The sequence below is a fragment of the Pseudomonas sp. LW8 genome (assembly GCF_041956865.1).
Classification (GTDB): domain Bacteria; phylum Pseudomonadota; class Gammaproteobacteria; order Pseudomonadales; family Pseudomonadaceae; genus Aquipseudomonas; species Aquipseudomonas siliginis.
The window spans coordinates 3,538,195-3,557,626 of sequence record NZ_CP168138.1; the positions used below are offsets into that span (position 1 = coordinate 3,538,195).

At 59.0% G+C, this 19,432-nt stretch carries 10 protein-coding genes; 9 read left to right on the top strand and 1 reads right to left on the bottom strand.

What is annotated here, in order from left to right; all coding sequences use genetic code 11:
• The first annotated feature begins 135 nt into the window (after positions 1 to 135).
• From nuoG to nuoN, 8 genes are read left to right on the top strand one after another with little or no spacing between them, the layout of a single operon-like run.
• Positions 136 to 2,850 carry an NADH-quinone oxidoreductase subunit NuoG gene (gene nuoG, locus AB9L16_RS16040; RefSeq protein WP_252886425.1) on the top strand — a complete coding sequence of 905 codons (2,715 nt, stop codon included), beginning with the start codon at positions 136 to 138 and terminating at the stop codon, positions 2,848 to 2,850.
• Positions 2,847 to 3,854, top strand: a complete 1,008-nt coding sequence (nuoH, locus tag AB9L16_RS16045) for an NADH-quinone oxidoreductase subunit NuoH (protein WP_039763316.1) — start codon at positions 2,847 to 2,849, stop codon at positions 3,852 to 3,854. Before nuoG ends, nuoH begins: the two co-directional genes overlap by 4 nt.
• Positions 3,855 to 3,865: 11 nt before the next feature.
• Complete coding sequence (gene nuoI / locus AB9L16_RS16050) at positions 3,866 to 4,414, top strand: NADH-quinone oxidoreductase subunit NuoI (RefSeq protein ID WP_016775283.1); 549 nt, start codon at positions 3,866 to 3,868, stop codon at positions 4,412 to 4,414.
• A gap of 9 nt (positions 4,415 to 4,423) precedes the next feature.
• Positions 4,424 to 4,924 (top strand): NADH-quinone oxidoreductase subunit J, encoded by a 501-nt coding sequence (nuoJ, locus tag AB9L16_RS16055; RefSeq protein ID WP_007951462.1) that lies wholly within the window; start codon positions 4,424 to 4,426, stop codon positions 4,922 to 4,924.
• A gap of 3 nt (positions 4,925 to 4,927) precedes the next feature.
• Positions 4,928 to 5,236, top strand: a complete 309-nt coding sequence (gene nuoK, locus AB9L16_RS16060) for an NADH-quinone oxidoreductase subunit NuoK (protein WP_003180046.1) — start codon at positions 4,928 to 4,930, stop codon at positions 5,234 to 5,236.
• Positions 5,233 to 7,086, top strand: coding sequence for an NADH-quinone oxidoreductase subunit L (nuoL, locus tag AB9L16_RS16065; RefSeq protein WP_024013419.1), 1,854 nt, complete (start codon positions 5,233 to 5,235; stop codon positions 7,084 to 7,086). The genes nuoK and nuoL overlap by 4 nt, the downstream gene beginning before the upstream one ends.
• 39 nt (positions 7,087 to 7,125) lie before the next feature.
• Entirely contained in the window at positions 7,126 to 8,658 is a 1,533-nt protein-coding gene (gene nuoM / locus AB9L16_RS16070; protein WP_016775285.1) for an NADH-quinone oxidoreductase subunit M, read from the top strand.
• 7 nt (positions 8,659 to 8,665) lie between these two features.
• Positions 8,666 to 10,129, top strand: a complete 1,464-nt coding sequence (gene nuoN / locus AB9L16_RS16075; RefSeq protein WP_024013420.1) for an NADH-quinone oxidoreductase subunit NuoN — start codon at positions 8,666 to 8,668, stop codon at positions 10,127 to 10,129.
• Between the two features lie 136 nt (positions 10,130 to 10,265).
• On the opposite strand, the gene AB9L16_RS16080 is transcribed toward nuoN, so the two are convergent.
• The gene (locus AB9L16_RS16080) at positions 10,266 to 15,425 is read right to left on the bottom strand and encodes a hypothetical protein (RefSeq protein ID WP_375122378.1); all 5,160 of its coding nucleotides are present in this window, start codon (positions 15,423 to 15,425) and stop codon (positions 10,266 to 10,268) included.
• A 426-nt stretch (positions 15,426 to 15,851) separates the two neighbouring features.
• Between AB9L16_RS16080 and AB9L16_RS16085 the strand changes: the two genes are divergently transcribed.
• Positions 15,852 to 19,430 (top strand): Tc toxin subunit A, encoded by a 3,579-nt coding sequence (locus tag AB9L16_RS16085; protein ID WP_375122379.1) that lies wholly within the window; start codon positions 15,852 to 15,854, stop codon positions 19,428 to 19,430.
• The last annotated feature ends 2 nt before the right edge of the window (positions 19,431 to 19,432 follow it).

The following is a 19,432-nucleotide window of genomic DNA, read 5'->3' on the forward strand; positions in this document are numbered from 1 at the left end:
CGCTTAAAAAGGCGAAGGGTCCGTGCCCTTCGCCTTTCGTCCGATGACGCCCTCCGGGGCTGTTTGGATTCGGACGCATAACAAGATTCCATTAGCCACGCCCGCTGACACCGGGCCAACGAAGACCTTTGAACCATGGCCACTATCCACGTAGACGGCAAAGCGCTCGAAGTCGACGGGGCAGACAACCTGTTACAGGCATGTCTGTCGCTGGGCCTCGACATTCCATATTTCTGCTGGCATCCCGCGCTTGGTAGCGTCGGGGCCTGCCGCCAGTGCGCGGTCAAGCAGTACACCGACGAGAACGACACCCGTGGTCGCATCGTCATGTCCTGCATGACGCCCGCCACCGACAACACCTGGATCTCCATCGACGATGAAGAATCCAAGGCGTTCCGCGCCAGCGTTGTCGAATGGCTGATGACCAACCACCCGCACGACTGCCCGGTGTGCGAGGAAGGCGGTCACTGCCACCTGCAAGACATGACAGTGATGACCGGCCACAACGAGCGCCGTTATCGCTTCAGCAAACGCACCCACCAGAACCAGCAACTCGGCCCGTTCATTTCCCACGAAATGAACCGCTGCATCGCCTGCTACCGCTGCGTGCGTTTCTACAAGGACTACGCCGGCGGTACCGACCTCGGTGTATTCGGCGCCCACGACAACGTGTACTTCGGTCGCGTTGAAGACGGCACCCTCGAAAGTGAGTTCTCCGGCAACCTCACCGAGGTCTGCCCGACCGGCGTGTTCACCGACAAGACTCACTCCGAGCGCTACAACCGCAAGTGGGACATGCAGTTCGCCCCGAGCATCTGCCATGGCTGCTCGAGCGGTTGCAACATTTCCCCGGGCGAGCGTTACGGTGAACTGCGTCGCATCGAAAACCGTTTCAACGGTTCGGTGAACCAGTATTTCCTCTGCGACCGTGGCCGTTTCGGTTATGGCTACGTGAACCGCACTGACCGTCCACGTCAGCCGCTGCTGGCCGATGGCACCAAGCTCAGCCTAGACGCTGCGCTGGACAAAGCCGCCGACCTGCTGCGCGGACGCAACATCGTCGGCATCGGTTCGCCACGCGCCAGCCTCGAGAGCAACTACGCGTTGCGCGAACTGGTAGGCGCCGAGCACTTCTATTCGGGTATCGAAGCCTCCGAGCTGGAGCGCATTCGTCTGGTCCTTCAGGTGCTGAACGACAGCCCGCTGCCAGTGCCGAACATGCGCGATATCGAAGACCACGACGCGATTTTCGTCCTCGGTGAAGACCTGACCCAGACCGCTGCGCGCATGGCGCTGGCTCTGCGTCAGTCGGTCAAGGGCAAGGCTGAAGACATGGCCGAAGCCATGCGCGTCCAGCCTTGGCTCGACGCGGCGGTGAAGAACATCGGTCAGCACGCGCTGAACCCGCTGTTTATCGCCAGCCTCGCCGAAACCAAGCTCGACGACGTTGCCGAAGAATGCGTACACGCAGCTCCCGACGACCTGGCACGCATCGGTTTCGCCGTGGCTCACGCGCTGGATGCCAGCGCGCCGGCCGTTGAAGGTCTGGACACCGAAGCCCTGGAACTGGCGCAGCGTATCGCCGATGCCCTGCTCGCCGCCAAGCGTCCGCTGATCATCGCCGGTACTTCGCTGGGCTCCAAAGCCTTGATCGAAGCCGCCGCGAACATCGCCAAAGCCCTGAAGCTGCGCGAGAAGAACGGTTCGATCAGCCTGATCGTGCCGGAGGCCAACAGCCTCGGTCTGGCCATGCTCGGTGGCGAGTCGGTCGACGACGCGCTGCAAGCGGTCATCGATGGCAAGGCCGACGCGATCGTCGTGCTGGAAAACGATCTGTACACCCGCACTGCCAACGCCAAGGTCGATGCCGCATTGAACGCCGCGAAAGTGGTGATCGTCGCCGACCATCAGAAAACCGCCACCACCGATCGCGCGCACCTGGTTCTGCCAGCGGCGAGCTTCGCCGAGGGCGACGGTACGCTGGTCAGCCAGGAAGGTCGCGCCCAGCGTTTCTTCCAGGTTTTCGATCCGCAATACCTGGACGCGAGCATCCTGGTTCACGAAGGCTGGCGCTGGCTGCACGCCCTGCGCGCGACCCTGCTGAACCAGCCGATCGACTGGACGCAACTCGACCACGTCACCGCTGCCGTTGCCTCGAGCACCGCGCAACTGGCACGTATCGTCGATGCTGCACCTTCCGCTGCGTTCCGCATCAAGGGTCTGAAACTGGCCCGTGAGCCGCTGCGTTACTCCGGTCGCACCGCGATGCGCGCCGACATCAGCGTTCACGAACCACGCACCCCGCAAGACCAGGACACCGCGTTCGCCTTCTCCATGGAAGGTTACTCGGGCTCCGCCGAACCGCGTCAACAAGTGCCATTCGCATGGTCGCCGGGCTGGAACTCGCCACAAGCCTGGAACAAGTTCCAGGACGAAGTCGGTGGTCATCTGCGCGCTGGCGATCCGGGCACGCGCCTGATCGAAAGCACTGGCGACTCGCTGAACTGGTTCGCTGCTGCTCCGCGCGCATTCAATCCGGCGCCGGGCACTTGGCAGGCCGTGCCGTTCTACCACCTGTTCGGCAGCGAAGAAAATTCTTCGAAAGCCGCGCCGGTGCAAGAGCGCATTCCGGCTCCGTACGTGGCTCTGGCGAAATCCGAAGCGGATCGCCTCGGCGTCAACGACGGTGCTCTGCTGAGCCTGAACGTTGCCGGCCAGACCCTGCGTCTGCCGCTGCGCATCAATGAAGAACTGGGCGCCGGTCTGGTGGCATTGCCTGCGGGCATCGCCGGCATTCCACCGGCATTCGCCGGCGTATCCGTCGACGGTCTGCAGGAGGCAGCGCAATGACCTGGTTCACCCCTGAAGTGATCGATGTGATCCTGACGGTCATCAAAGCCATCGTGATCCTGCTGGCCGTGGTGGTCGCGGGCGCCTTGCTCAGCTTTGTCGAACGTCGCCTGCTGGGCTGGTGGCAGGACCGTTACGGTCCGAACCGCGTTGGCCCGTTCGGCATGTTCCAGATCGCCGCCGACATGCTGAAGATGTTCTTCAAGGAAGACTGGACCCCGCCGTTTGCCGACAAGGTGATCTTCACTTTGGCGCCGGTGGTGGCCATGTCCGCCCTGCTGATCGCCTTCGCGATCATCCCGATCACCCCGACCTGGGGCGTGGCGGATCTGAACATCGGCCTGCTGTTCTTCTTCGCCATGGCCGGTCTGTCGGTGTACGCGGTGCTGTTCGCCGGCTGGTCGAGCAACAACAAGTTCGCCCTGCTCGGCAGCTTGCGTGCCTCGGCGCAGACCGTGTCCTACGAAGTGTTCATGGGCCTGGCCCTGATGGGCATCGTGGTGCAGGTCGGCTCGTTCAACATGCGCGACATCGTCGAGTACCAGGCGCAGAACCTGTGGTTCATCATTCCGCAGTTCTTCGGCTTCTGTACCTTCTTCATCGCTGGCGTCGCCGTGACTCACCGTCACCCGTTCGACCAGCCGGAAGCGGAACAGGAACTGGCCGACGGTTACCACATTGAATACGCCGGTATGAAATGGGGCATGTTCTTCGTCGGTGAATACATCGGCATCATCCTGATCTCGGCGCTGCTGGTCACCCTGTTCTTCGGTGGCTGGCACGGTCCGTTCGGCATCCTGCCGCAACTGTCCTTCGTCTGGTTCGCACTGAAGACCGCGTTCTTCATCATGCTGTTCATCCTGCTGCGCGCTTCCATCCCGCGTCCGCGTTATGACCAGGTGATGGATTTCAGCTGGAAATTCTGCCTGCCACTGACCCTGATCAATTTGCTGGTGACCGCTGCGGTTGTGTTGTTGAACACGCCTGCGGTTGCGGTTCAGTGAGGATTTGACCCATGTTCAAATATATTGGCGACATCGTTAAGGGTACCGGTACCCAGTTGCGCAGCCTGGTCATGGTCTTCGGCCATGGCTTTCGCAAACGCGACACCCTGCAATACCCCGAAGAGCAGGTCTATCTGCCGCCGCGCTACCGTGGCCGCATCGTCCTGACCCGCGACCCCGATGGCGAAGAACGCTGCGTAGCCTGCAACCTGTGCGCCGTGGCCTGCCCGGTGGGTTGCATCTCGCTGCAGAAAGCTGAAACCGAAGACGGTCGCTGGTACCCGGACTTCTTCCGGATCAACTTCTCGCGCTGCATTTTCTGCGGTCTCTGCGAGGAAGCCTGCCCGACCACCGCGATCCAGCTGACCCCGGATTTCGAGATGGCCGAGTTCAAACGTCAGGACCTGGTGTACGAGAAAGAAGATTTGCTGATCTCCGGCCCCGGCAAAAACCCTGATTACAACTTCTATCGTGTTGCAGGTATGGCAATCGCTGGCAAGCCGAAAGGCGCTGCGCAGAACGAAGCCGAACCGATCAACGTGAAGAGCTTGCTGCCTTAAGGAAGAACGATGGAATTCGCTTTCTATTTCGCATCGGGTATTGCTGTGGTGTCCACGCTGCGTGTGGTCACCAACACCAACCCTGTGCACGCCCTGCTCTACCTGATCATCTCGTTGATTGCCGTGGCCATGACCTTCTTCGCCCTCGGCGCGCCGTTCGCCGGTGTGCTGGAAGTGATCGCCTACGCCGGTGCCATCATGGTGCTGTTCGTGTTCGTGGTGATGATGCTCAACCTCGGTCCCGCCTCGGTGCAGCAGGAACGCACCTGGCTCAAGCCCGGCATCTGGGCAGGACCGGTGATCCTCGCCGCGCTGCTGCTGGCCGAACTGCTGTATGTGCTGTTCGCTCACCAGAGCGGCCAGGCCATCGGCCACACCACCGTAGACGCGAAAGCCGTGGGCATCAGCCTGTTCGGCCCGTACCTGCTGGTGGTCGAACTCGCCTCGATGCTGCTGCTCGCCGCAGCCGTCACGGCGTTCCATTTGGGCCGTAACGAGGCGAAGGAGTAAGACATGCCTGCTATCCCTCTCGAACATGGTTTAGCCGTTGCCGGCATCCTGTTCTGCCTTGGTCTGGTCGGCCTGATGGTCCGCCGCAACATTTTGTTCGTGTTGATGAGTCTGGAAGTGATGATGAACGCCTCTGCCCTGGCCTTCATCGTTGCGGGCGCCCGCTGGGCGCAGCCGGATGGACAGATCATGTTCATCCTGGTGATCAGCCTTGCCGCAGCCGAGGCCAGTATTGGCCTGGCGATCCTGCTGCAACTGTATCGCCGCTTCCACACGCTCGATATCGACGCTGCCAGTGAGATGCGCGGATGAACCTACTCTTTCTGACTTTCGTATTCCCTCTGATCGGGTTCCTGTTGCTGTCGTTCTCGCGCGGCCGCTTCTCGGAAAACCTCTCGGCGCTGATCGGTGTCGGTTCGATCGGCCTGTCGGCCATCGTCACCGCTTACGTGATCTGGCAATTCAACGTCGCGCCGCCGGAAGGTGGCGTGTACACCCAGGTGCTGTGGCGCTGGATGTCGGTGGAAGGTTTCCAGCCGAACTTCGCGCTGTACCTGGATGGCCTGTCGGTGACCATGCTCGGCGTGGTCGTCGGCGTCGGCTTCCTGATCCACCTGTTCGCGTCCTGGTACATGCGTGGTGAAGACGGTTACTCGCGCTTCTTCTCGTACACCAACCTGTTCATCGCCAGCATGCTGTTCCTGATCCTCGGCGATAACCTGCTGTTCATCTACTTCGGCTGGGAAGGCGTGGGCCTGTGCTCGTACCTGTTGATCGGTTTCTACTACAGCAACCGCAACAACGGTAACGCGGCACTCAAGGCATTCATCGTCACCCGCATCGGCGACGTGTTCATGGCCATCGGCCTGTTCATCCTGTTCCAGCAACTGGGCACGTTGAACGTCCAGGAACTGCTGGTGCGTGCGCCTGAGCACTTCAAGGTCGGCGATTTCTGGATCGTTCTGGCAACCCTGATGCTGCTCGGCGGTGCTGTCGGCAAATCGGCGCAACTGCCGCTGCAAACCTGGCTCGCGGATGCGATGGCCGGCCCAACCCCGGTTTCGGCACTGATCCACGCCGCGACCATGGTCACCGCCGGTGTCTACCTGATTGCCCGTACCCACGGTCTGTTTGCGCTGGCGCCGGACATCCTGCACCTCGTCGGCATCGTCGGTGGCGTGACCCTGGTACTGGCCGGTTTCGCCGCGCTGGTGCAGACCGACATCAAACGTATCCTCGCCTACTCGACCATGAGCCAGATCGGCTACATGTTCCTGGCGCTGGGCGTTGGTGCCTGGGAAGGCGCGATCTTCCACCTGATGACTCACGCCTTCTTCAAGGCCCTGCTGTTCCTTGCTTCCGGTGCGGTGATCGTTGCCTGCCACCACGAGCAGAACATCTTCAAGATGGGCGGTCTGTGGAAGAAACTGCCACTGGCCTACGCCAGCTTCATCGTCGGTGGTGCCGCGCTGGCCGCTCTGCCACTGGTTACCGCAGGCTTCTACTCCAAGGACGAAATCCTCTGGGAAGCGTTCGCCAGCGGTAACCAGGGTCTGCTTTACGCAGGTCTGGTCGGTGCGTTCATGACGTCGCTGTATACCTTCCGCCTGATCTTCATCGCGTTCCACGGTGAAGCCAAGACCGAAGCCCACGCCGGCCACGGCATTGCCCACTGGCTGCCATTGTCGGTGCTGATCGTGCTGTCGACTTTCGTCGGCGCGATGATCGTGCCACCGCTGCACGGCGTACTGCCGCAAAGCGTTGGCCATGCCGGTGGCGAAGCCAAGCACAGTCTGGAAATCGCCTCGGGCGCCATCGCCCTGGCCGGTATCCTGCTGGCAGCGCTGCTGTTCCTCGGCAAGCGTCGCTTCGTCACGGCAATTGCCAACAGCGGCATCGGCCGTTTCCTTTCGGCCTGGTGGTTCGCTGCCTGGGGCTTCGACTGGATCTACGACAAACTGTTCGTCAAGCCGTACCTTGCGATCAGCCATGTACTGCGCAAAGACCCGCTCGACCAGACCATCGGTCTGATCCCGCGTATGGCCAAGGGTGGTCACACTGCCCTGAGCCGCACCGAGACCGGTCAACTGCGTTGGTACGCCGCCTCGATGGCTGCTGGTGCCGTGCTGGTGATCGGCGCCATCGTGCTGGTAGCGGTCTGATATGAACCTTGCGAATTTGCGAAAGGAAACGAGCCCGTCATGATTCTGCCTTGGCTAATCCTGATCCCCTTCATCGGCGGCCTGCTGTGCTGGATGGGTGAGCGCTTCGGCGCCACCCTCCCGCGCTGGATTGCGCTGTTGACCATGACCCTGGAACTCGCGCTCGGCCTCTGGCTGTGGGCCCACGGTGACTATTCATTCGCACCGGCGCCGGGCGCCGATCCGACCTGGGCGCTTGAGTTCAAGCATGTCTGGATCCAGCGTTTCGGCATCAACGTGCACCTGGCCCTCGACGGCCTGTCGCTGTTGATGATCCTGCTGACCGGTCTGCTGGGTATCCTCTCCGTACTCTGCTCGTGGAAAGAGATTCAACGTCACGTTGGCTTCTTCCACCTGAACCTGATGTGGATCCTGGGCGGTGTGGTCGGCGTGTTCCTCGCCCTCGACCTGTTCATGTTCTTCTTCTTCTGGGAAATGATGCTGGTGCCGATGTACTTCCTCATCGCGCTCTGGGGTCACAGTTCTTCGGACGGCAAGAAAACCCGTATCTACGCAGCGACCAAGTTCTTCATCTTCACTCAGGCGTCCGGCCTGATCATGCTGGTGGCGATCCTCGGTCTGGTGCTGGTCAACTTCAACAATACCGGCGTGATTACCTTCAACTACGCCGACCTGTTGAAAACCAAGATGTCGATGACCACCGAGTACATTCTGATGCTCGGCTTCTTCATCGCTTTCGCGGTCAAGCTGCCCGTCGTACCGTTCCACTCCTGGCTGCCTGATGCTCACGCCCAGGCACCGACAGCCGGTTCCGTCGACCTCGCCGGTATCCTGCTGAAAACTGCGGCCTACGGTCTGCTGCGTTTCGCCCTGCCGCTGTTCCCGAACGCTTCGGCGGAGTTCGCGCCGATCGCCATGACCCTCGGTCTGATCGGGATCTTCTACGGCGCGTTCCTCGCGTTCGCACAAACCGACATCAAGCGTCTGATTGCCTTCTCTTCCGTTTCCCACATGGGCTTCGTGTTGATCGGTATCTACTCCGGCAGCCAACTGGCGCTGCAAGGCGCAGTGATCCAGATGCTGGCGCACGGTCTGTCGGCAGCTGCGCTGTTTATCCTCAGCGGTCAGTTGTACGAGCGTCTGCATACGCGTGACATGCGTGAGATGGGCGGTCTGTGGTCGCGTATCGCTTACCTGCCGGCGATCAGCCTGTTCTTCGCGGCGGCGTCGCTGGGCTTGCCGGGCACCGGTAACTTTGTCGGCGAGTTCCTGATCCTGATCGGCTCCTTCGCCAGCGCTCCATGGGTCACGGCGATTGCCACTTCCGGTCTGGTGTTCGGTTCGGTCTACTCGCTGATCATGATTCACCGTGCCTACTTCGGCCCGTCGAAATCCGACGCGGTGCTGCACGGCATGGACGCGCGCGAACTGATCATGGTGCTCGGTCTGGCGGTGTTGCTGATTTACCTCGGCGTCTACCCGCAACCGTTCCTCGACACCTCTGCCGCCACCATGCATGGCGTGCAGCAGTGGCTCGGCACCGCCTTCTCTCAACTCGCTTCGGCCCGGTAAGAGCGCTATGGAATTCACGATTCAACACTTTATTGCGCTTGCGCCACTGTTGATCACCAGCCTCACCATTATCGTGGTGATGCTGGCAATCGCCTGGCGCCGCAACCACTCGCAGACCTTCCTGATTTCGGTGGCGGGTCTGAACCTGGCCCTGCTGTCGATCCTGCCTGCGTTGAAAGTCGCGCCTCTGGCCGTGACCCCGTTGCTGCAGATCGACGCGTTTGCCTGTCTGTACATGGCGATGATCCTGGTCGCCACGCTCGCCTGCGTCACCCTCGCCCACGCTTATCTGGGTGATGGCGGTTCGGGCTACCCGGGCAACCGCGAAGAACTGTACCTGCTGATCCTGATGGCCGCCGCCGGTGGTCTGGTTTTGGTCAGCGCGCAGCACCTGGCCGGGTTGTTCATCGGTCTGGAACTGCTCTCGGTACCGGTCTACGGTCTGGTGGCTTACGCCTTCTTCAACAAGCGTTCGCTGGAAGCCGGCATCAAGTACATGGTGCTGTCGGCCGCCGGTTCCGCGTTCCTGCTGTTCGGTATGGCGCTGCTCTACGCAGACGCTGGTTCGCTGAGCTTCGTCGGCATCGGTCAGGCCCTGGCTGCAACCGGCCTGCCAAGCCCGCTGGCGCAACTGGGCCTGGGCATGATGCTGATCGGTCTGGCGTTCAAGCTGTCGCTGGTACCGTTCCACCTGTGGACGCCCGACGTCTACGAAGGTGCTCCGGCACCGGTGGCGGCGTTCCTCGCCACCGCTTCGAAGGTCGCGGTGTTTGCGGTGATGGTGCGTCTGTTCCAGCTCTCCCCTGCTGCCAGCAGTGGTGTGCTGAGCGATGTGCTCAGCGTTATCGCGGTCGCCTCGATCCTGTTCGGTAACCTGCTGGCCCTGACCCAGAGCAACCTCAAGCGTCTGCTCGGTTACTCGTCGATTGCGCACTTCGGCTATCTGCTGATCGCGCTGGTGGCGAGCAAGGGTCTGGCGGTGGAAGCCATCGGCGTCTATCTGGTGACTTATGTCATCACCAGCCTCGGCGCGTTCGGCGTGATCACCCTGATGTCCTCGCCGTACAACGGCCGCGACGCCGACGCGCTGTACGAGTACCGCGGCCTGTTCTGGCGCCGTCCGTACCTGACCGCCGTGCTGACCGTGATGATGCTGTCCCTGGCCGGCATCCCGCTGACCGCCGGCTTCATCGGCAAGTTCTACATCATCGCCAGCGGCGTCGAAACGCGTCAGTGGTGGCTGGTCGGCGCACTGGTACTGGGCAGCGCCATCGGCGTGTTCTACTACCTGCGCGTGATGGTCACCCTGTACCTGATCGAGCCAAACCTGCGTCGCCACGACGCCCAGCTGCACTGGGAACAGAAAGCAGGCGGCGTGATGCTGCTGGCCATCGCCCTGGTCGCATTCTTCCTGGGTGTGTACCCGCAGCCGTTGCTGGTGCTGGTACAACAGGCGGGTCTGGCGGGCTGATTGCTCGGCTGATCTGGCTATACATGAAAACGGCACCTTTGCAGGTGCCGTTTTTTTTGCTCCGGGATTTGTTGCGCAGCAAGCTATCCTCGACGAGTGGCGCGTCTCACTCCTCTTGCCGACGCTTGCTCAGCCATTACTTTCCATAGCGGTTACGAATGGTCAGTCTTGCAGACTCTCCGTCGTAGTAGCTGATAAATATCCAGCCATCGCGAGCAGTAACATTTTCCATGGTTGGCTTGCCAGTCACCGCGACGGTCACCGGCACTCCCCCCGCCGGCAGCCCCGTGAAAGTGGAAACCGCGCGAATGCCATATCTCCAGAACGAGGCCGAACCTCCCATTTGCTGAGGGCCGAATCTTTCAGATACCTCAGCACTGTTATGCGCCAGCGACATGGGCAACTCCAGCGAACTGAATTCCAGCGCCGGCACCTTCAACCAGACTGCGAAATCGCCGGCACTGGTACTGTCGACGCAGTTCAGCAACCAGCTCAACCCGTCCTCGCCGAGCGTTTGCGGGATGCTCGGACTCAAGGTCACGCCTAGATCGGCCGCTTGCGCACTCAACTCCAGAACCACGTCCTGGCCGAGCAAAAAACTGCTGTCCTGGGGTCGCAAAGTCAATGTATGCGTGGCCCCAAGGCAGGGGTACGCCGGGGCACCACCGAACACCTGGGGGAACCCATCCAGATCAAACCTCACGGCGTCAGCCAAATCCCCCGCTTCCACTCGCCCGGGCAGCTCCCAGTCGGGCAGTATCGAACTGGCCAGACTCAAACCATAAAAACCACTGTTCGCCTCTTCGGTAGAAATATACCAATGGATTGACGATCCTTTGTTTATTGTCAGCGGCGTGCCCAGATCAGGGTTGAAAGTCAGGCCTCGTTCCTTCGCGCCCCAGAAGTTCTGCAAAGTGACGGTAGAGCCAATCAAAACACTGTCGTCGGCAATCTTCAGCTCCAGCTTATAGGGCAGGTTTTTTCTCAACAGCACGAGTTCGCTTGCAGCGTCGACGCGCTCACCGTCCAGATAAAGCTCTGCTGCCTGCGCCCAGACATCGTCCAGTACGGCATTCACTTCATAGAGTTCGGTCAAAATCACACCGGCGTTATCCTGAGTGACGTCCGCCAGAATGTCATGCTTGCCGACTGTCTCAGGTGTATAGCGATAACTGGTCCAGCCGTTGACATCGGTCTGCGTTGTCGCCAGCAATTCCTCCTCGCCATTGACGCGCCACTTCACCTCCACGCCAGCCGCTACCTCCCCGCTGACACCGGAGATGACCTGGATTCGCAACAGCACGCTCTGCTCGGTGCCCACCACCGGTGTACCGATGGCGGGTGTAGCGTCGCCAATGGCATACCGCGATTCGCTGACCTTGAAGGAGCGAGCCTCAGTCCAGTCGGACCAGTCGCCGTCGAATGTCTGCCGGGCCTGCACGGCGTAGTCTCCGAGGGGCCACGCTTTTTCTGCGGTCCAATTCCACCGGGTTGAACCGTCGACGATGGCAAACTCTTCCTTGGGATCAAGCGCATGACGCAGGACAATCTCACCTCCCGTTGCTCCTGTGCCTCGAATCCTCGGATAGCGTGATGTTTCGGAGTTCGCCCGTGGCGCTTCGATCGATGGAGTTGACGGGGCAGCCTTGACCGTAAACCGATGCGGCGCGCTCCAATCCGAATCAGTCCCACCGCTGGCCTGTTTAGCCTCAAGGACAATGGTGCCTGGATCCAACGGTTCCACCACTGTGAATGTCAGGATCCCGTCTGCACCCGCTGTCTCTTCGTGCAACGTCGCGCCGTTCTCAAAACGAACGGTTTGCAGCGCGCCTGGCACGCCGGCGATCTTGAGGGAGGGATACCGTGAGGTTAAGCCCCCCGCCTGCGGTTGCTGGAATTGAGGGGCGTCGGGCCGGTCCTCCACCTCCACGGTGAAAGTGCACAAGTCACTGGGGTCAGAGTCCACGCCGTTTACTGTCTGGATGACGTAGACGGTGTTTTCGCCGGACGACCAATCCGCCGCCGGTGTGAAGTGGCGGTTGGCCCCACTGATGGTGAATTTGCCAGCCACCGGTCTGTTGGCCTCAGTGAGCATTTGCAAGCTGACGGCGCCTGACGCTACACCGGTGATTTTCAGAGATTGCTTCAGCGCGACCGGGTGGCTTGGCGGCTCGATAGCAGGCGTCGCCGGCTTGATGTAAAACTCAAGGACATCGGTTGCCTCAGACGTTGCTCCATTTACGCTCTGCCGCACCTTCATATCGTTGAAACCGGGCCGCCAAAGGTACTCGAAAAACCATGTGGTTCCACTGTAGGTCAGGTTGCCTTGCAGAAAGTTGCCAGCGGCATCTTGCACGGCGATCGTCGCTCCAGCCACGCAGGTGCCTTGCACCCTGAGATCGGCATGATGACTGGTGTGGGGTAAAGGCTGAGTGATTACGGGTGTGGGAGGCTTCTCTATTACCGAAACAGTGACCGGATCGCTTGGATGGGAAAGTACATCATCTACGATCTGTACCACATTGACTTTGGTGGTTCCTGTCCAGTCAATGGCCGGCGTGAAGGTGCGGAATTCGCCATCGCCGTTGAAATAACCCGGCACCGTTTCGCCGTCCTCGTAGAACATGTGCAGGGTCACGTCACCGGCATACACGCTGGAAATGCTCAGTTGGTGCTTCGAAGTGACAGGGTTGTATGGTGGTTGGATGAAGGGCTTTCGGGGAAGGATCTCTAATAAAACAGGATCGCTAAACTCGGAACCCACGCCGTTTATGTCCTGTTTTGTCATGACCTCGGTCCTCCCCGGTGGCCACCCGTATCTTGGCGTGAAGGTGGCGGGAGTACCGTAGCTGAATTCGCCATCCAGCCTGATGCCCGCTGCCGTGTACATTCGCAGGATGACGGGGCCGTATGAACGTCCCCTGTTGATGTTCAGCACTTGATCCAATGTTGCCGGGATGGGTGGTTGTTCTATTTCGGGCTTCGGGGGAGGCGCGTAAACAGTGACAACAATACTTGGCTGCGACGTGCCACCGTCGACAGTCTGCACGACCACGATTTTGCGCGTGCCTGCCCAGTCCTCAGCGGGTGTGAAGATACGAGACGTGTCGACTCCCGTGAAATCACCTTCAATCGCCGCCCCGTCCTCGGTAAGCATTTGCAAGGTAACGGCGCCGGGGTCGACCCCGATAATGTTCAGTCGCTGTCTCGGCAAGGCAGGTTTTGGTGGCGGCTCGATTTCCGGCTTGGCGGGTATGACCAAAAACCTGACAACGTTGCTTGGTGCGGATGGCACTCCGTCGACGAACTGCACGGCCATGACCGCATTGTAGCCCGCTGGCCACCGCGGCGAGGGTTTGAACTTGCGTGGGGTTCCAGTGGTGAATTCGCCCGTCACCGGTGCGCCTGCTTCGGTAAGCATCTGCAACACACTGCCCGACGAAGATGGAGGGGCCGACAAAAGCGTCAGTTGTAGGTCCGAGCTCACGGAGCCTGGCGGATTGGCAAGCGACAGTTCAGAGGGTTGTACCGCAAGGGTAACCAGATTGCTCCAATTGACGACGCCACCCACGACCTGGTGAACGCTGACCGTGGTTTTTCCCTGCTTCCACTCCTCCTTCGGGGTGAAGTACCGGACGGAGCCGCTTTCCAGGAAGGTGCCTTCAACCAATCCGCCGCCCTGTATGTACATTCGCAAGTGGTCATCGCTGGCCAGGAAAAAACTGATGGCCAGCTTTTCTTTCGCGGCTGCCGGATCAGATGGCGGAGCAATGAAGAGTTTCACCACTATAGGCACCAGCGCGCTTGGATTGGAGCGGACACCGCCTACGGTCTGTACGATTTTGACCTGGCTGGATACAGACCAGTCCTGCGCCGGGGTGAAGGTACGGGACGTACCACTACCGGTAAATTCACCCGCCACGCTTTCGCCAACTTCGTTGAACATTTCCAGCAAGGTAGCATCGGGTGAAACGAATTTGATACTCAGCGTCTGCCGGGCTGCAATCGGGACGGCGGGAGGCTCGATGACCGGTCTCGAGGGTCGAATCTTGACGGATACCGCACTGCTCGGGTCGGATGTCGCTCCGTCCACTGTCTGCACCGCCCTGAGGCTTGTGGTGCCTACCGCCCACTGTCCCGACGGTGTAAAAGTGCATGTGAAGCGGTCGAAAGTGCCAACGACAATTTCGTCTTTGTTAGTGAATATTTGCACGGATGCCCTTTCGGGCCAGACATTCATAATCTTCAGCGCCTGTTTTACCGAGCTGTATGCGGGTGGAACTTCAATCCGTGGAGTTGGCGGTTTTACGTTGACGACGTAGGTATCTGACCAGTAAGAGCTCTGTCCGCTGACCGATGCCACCTGTTTTGCAGTGAGCAGATGCTTGCCAGGAAGCCACGCTTCAACACTGAGCGCCAACCAGGTGCCGTCCTGCCAGACAGTCGTGGCTAACTGAATTCCCTTGCTCTTGTCTTCAAGCCAGAGCTCAAGTTTCGCGCCCGCCAAGCCACCGCCGCCGTGGACGCTGAGTTTACGTTCCGGAGTAACAGTTGTGCCAAGAATGTGGGGCGCAAAAAGAACCGCAAAAGAGGAATGGACTGCCCAGCGAGAGGGTACATTCTCATAGAGCTGCAAGGCTGTTATCGAAAAGCTCTCGGTCATGGACAAAGGCTTTGTCAGGGGAGTCGTCCATCTGCCATGGTTGTCTACAATTGCAGCTCCGATCACCAACTCAAGTTGATCAACCTCATACAGTTTAACCAAGGCGCCTGGATAGCCTGTTCCACTTATTTGCGGCAGCGGCGAATGTACAACATGAGGATGCACGAAAATGGGAGGACGAAAGTCAACTTCAAAACTCATGGTTACCGAGGTATCTTTCGACTTGTCAGCACTAAGCTCATGATCAAACACAAACTTGAAATTGATCTCGGCCGAATGTTTGTTACCTGTTACGGAACCTCCACCACTGATAGCATGCCATCGACCATCCTGAATCGCATCATCGTTCGTCAGTTCCGTCTCAGGCCACCTCCCTGACGAGCTGAAACTCAAGTAGACATTGCCCTTTCGCCTGCCATTATTGGTGGCCGCGTACTGCTTCGCGTGACAAGTAAACAAAGTACCTGAAGGATTCCAAAAACATTCAACTGTAAGAAATGCCTCCCACGGAAGGAATAAATCCGGATATTTCACATGCATTGTAATTGTTGAAATAAGCCTGACATATCTTCCTTCGGCAGCCTCTCTCTGAGTAATTGAACTGTCTTCTTTCTTAGTGACGTCATTTTCCATTATGGCTTCTCGGATGAATAGGTTCATATCAGACAAACGCACAACGCCAGACAACAATCAAAACAGAGCGAAGCGTGCCTTTATATGGAATGGAAACTTCAGTTCACAGTAATTCACTACAGAGCTCATTCACACTGTCATTCCTGACAGGCTTTTATAATAAATAGCGATTACCAGAACAAAACAAAATGACTTCTCATTATAAAAACAGAGATATCAAAGACAAAACGGACGAAACCGAAAACCAAGACAACCGAAGCCGCCAGCACATAAAGCCCTTAAATTATTCCGTCTTATTCGAATTAGTTCTAATCAATGCGGCAATACCTGTCAGGTCTGACAGGTTACGTCCCTGTTGTTTACCGTTAGTTTGCTCTAACCGCGCATTGCCTCAATGCCACTCTTGAAAGTAGGAGAATCACAGTCATGGCTGACAACAACTCGTTGCTGCAGAGACTGGTAAAGCCACACGTTTCGGTACAGAAAGACCGCAGCGACTTCCCCACCGCCATGCAGCAAATGGGCTTCACGTCAGTTTTCGACATCGTCCGTTTATCCAAAGCAGCGTTCGCTCGCCAGCTCGCCCTTCACAGCGACGCCAACGCCGATGTGGCTTATGACAATGCGATGAAGTATGCGGCGCTCATTTCGCGCCTGTATCGGGAATACCAGACCTCTTCCGGCACGTTGCAGCAAATGGCTCAACGCAGTGGTGTGAGCTCGCTGGTTTCGCTGGGCGCTACCTATCAACGCATGTTCAATGAAAACTGGGACGAGTTCACCAAGGTCGGAGCCATTGCCGCCAACGATAGTCCGGTGGCCTACCTGACTGAACTGCGGAGATTCTCCCTTCAACTGGAAGCCACCAGTGAGGATCCCAAGCGGCTGTTGATGGATCAACGCCGTCCTGACCTCAAGGACCTGTTGATCAGCCAGGAGAGCACCTTCACACCGAGGCCAATGCTGGAAATTGTCACGCAGGTATTGGAAAGTCATCTGCGCACCTATCTGGATGGCAATCTTCCCGACAAAAGCAAATCCACCTATCAGGTACTGGCCGAACGGAGCTACCCCTTCGAACTGCCCTACAACTTCTATCATCACCAATGCCAACTTGGGCTCGCTGATAATAAGCCGCGTCTGGGCGAGTTGAATTACCGGGCCAGTCTGTTGCTACCGATCAAACAGGTGGCAGTCAATGACTATGGGCAATTGCAGCAACCGGCGCTACAGGCACAACGGTTGCTGTGCGGGTTGAGCCCACAACAACAGCAATTGCTGCTCGCCCCCCCGGTGTTCAGCCATTTTTATCTGACCCGCAGCAATCTCATCAACGGCTGGCAAAACCCTCTCACTGCCTACCTGCGGCCACATACCACACCAAGCAGATGTTACTTGCTCCTGTCCGGGCAGCCCGACGACGTGGTCGCGACTCCGTTGGCGGACGCACCAACGAATCAAGGCGGCTCCAAAACCGTTGTCTCACTGACCTTTCGTAAAGACGACAAGACCGTGCCTGCCAGTATCGATCTGAGCTCTAACGTGCCGGACCTCACAGGGACTGGCTGGCTGATAAATCGTCTGCACGCTGCGATAGATAAACCCATCGTTGTGCATTTCCAGGCTGCCACCCTTCCCACGCCGACCGAGCAGGAATACACAGCCAGATTCGATCTGATCACCGCCACCGGGACGGTGGAGCAACCGGTCCGTCTGGCCAGACAGCGCTTCGCCTTTACGCTGGATGAGCAGTACCGCCTGACGACGACAGAAAAGAACTTTTTCAAAGGCGCCTACGGTGTCGAAGTCACCAGCGATGCGCCTGTGCAGCAATTGACCCTGTTGACCGACTTCATGCAGCACACTGGCCTCACCGCTGAACAGGTCGAGCAACTTGTGGCCCGCCGCAGCTTTGCAGTGCGATTGTCGCCCAATTGTCCATACCTGCAGCCGACCCCGAACAGGATTGACCTGCTGACCGGGTCTTTTCCAAATCACTACGGTGCCTGCTACGTCAATGGCATCGGTCCCGGTGCTGAACTGTCCGACAACGCGCCGGAAACGGCCCCGGAAACAGACCTGAGCGATGAGTCAGACCACGCCATAGGACTGGAGCGGATAGCGTCGGGTGACAACACACAATGGCGTCTGACCAAAACCTCACTTGATCGTCTCGATCGTCTTCAGCGGATGATCCGCCTGCAACGCTGGAGCGGCATTCCTTTCGCCGGGCTCGACACGTTGATCTGCAGTGCCATGCGCGCCGAGGGCGAATCAAACCTGGGCATGGAACTCAACGCAAACACCCTGCGTGCGCTGGGCGTCTATCGCTACCTGAACCAGCGCTACAGCATCGAACCTGAAGAGTTCGCGGCGCTGCTGCACGACCTCAGCCCCAATGCCAGCGGCAAGGACGCGGTGCCGTTGTTCGATCAAGTGTTCAACCATGTGCAACTGTTCGACACACCGCTGATTCTTGATCAAACACCCATCGATTTGACCACCCTCGATGCCGCGACGCAGAAAACCCTGCTGCAACTCTGTGCCGGGCTCGGTGTGCAACCCACCGAAGACTCTTTGCTGTTAATTGCCCGTCAGACCGAAAAGCACGTGGGCGCGCTCAAGCGTGACTTGCCTACCGTTTCCTCGTTGTACCGCCAGGCGCGGATAGCCCGGTTGTTCGGTCACTCGGTCGAAGAACTGCTGGCGTTGGCGGGACTTCTCGGAGGCTCGTCTTACAAAACCGCACTGGCCAGCGGCCGCTTGAGTGCAACGACTGCGGATGCGAATCCGGACATCCTCGATGTGCTGATGCAACTGGATTGGGCCTTCGCCTGGCTCAAAGACAGTCAGCAGACCGTGACGCAGGTATTGCAACGCCTGGGCATCGATGCCCCGCCAAATCCCGAAGAGCAGGAAAATGATCAGCAGATCAGATTGGCCGAGCAAGCTCCCCTGCCCGATGAGTTGCGGGCGCGTCTGACCACGCTGCAGAGCGATACGCGCCGCAGCCTGGCGACCGAGGCGCAAGTCAATGCGCTGGGTCTGCCACTGCAAGAGGATGGCAAACGCAAGCGAGGAGAAATCAACTGGTTTCAGTTGCTGATCGAACACCATCTGATCACTGCTGACGGCCTGCTGTCTGGCCTTGATCGCACACTGACCCTGACAGATGAACCCGTTGCCTGGTTACAGGCCGATGTCGCGCAAGCGCTCAAAGGTCTAGGGCTGGCCCAACCTGTCAAAGATGCTTGCGCAGACAGACTCGTCAAGTTCCTGCTCGATGTGCATGACCGTCAGGCCCAGTTGCTCGAAGGGCTTTTCCAGGAAACCGCGAAACTCGCGCCGGATTGCTGCCGGGCGGTCATTCACTGGGCGTGGGCCACGCCCTATAGCATTTTGCAGCAAGCACTCAAGACCCCGCTGCCCCAAGCGTTGATCGAGGATTATCAACGGGTGGCTCGCCACGCCGAGATCGTCAGAGAGCTGCGTTTGAGCAATAGCGCTCTGCGCCTGTTTGCAATCAATCCGACGTGGCTGGGTGGCGCGGCATACGAGGAAGGCAGTAACAGCATGCCTTCGCTTTCCGATCTCTATCTGCTTGAACGCTTCAGTCATTGGTTCCACAGCCAGAGCCAGTCCGAAGACCATGTCCTGAGTTATTTCAGCTGCGCCAATCCAGCCAAGGCCCAATTGAAAAACAAGGCCCTGCGCCAGCTCGCCAGCGAAACGGCCGATGCTGCCCTTGCTCGTTTGCTGAACTGGCCGCAGGCGCAAGTTGCCGAGCTGACCAGCTCGCTCCCCGATAAACGCGCCACCTCGATGGCTCAAGTCGACTGGGTCCGTCGTTGCCAGGCCGCTTGTCAGGCCAGCGGCTTGGCCGCCAAAACCCTATTGCAAGCCACCGCGCTGGGCGAACAAAGCGATCTGCTGGCCTGGAAAGCCGTCGGTGAGGGAGTCATGGCCGCCCACTCTAACGCCGCCCCATCACGTGACAATGGTTGAGG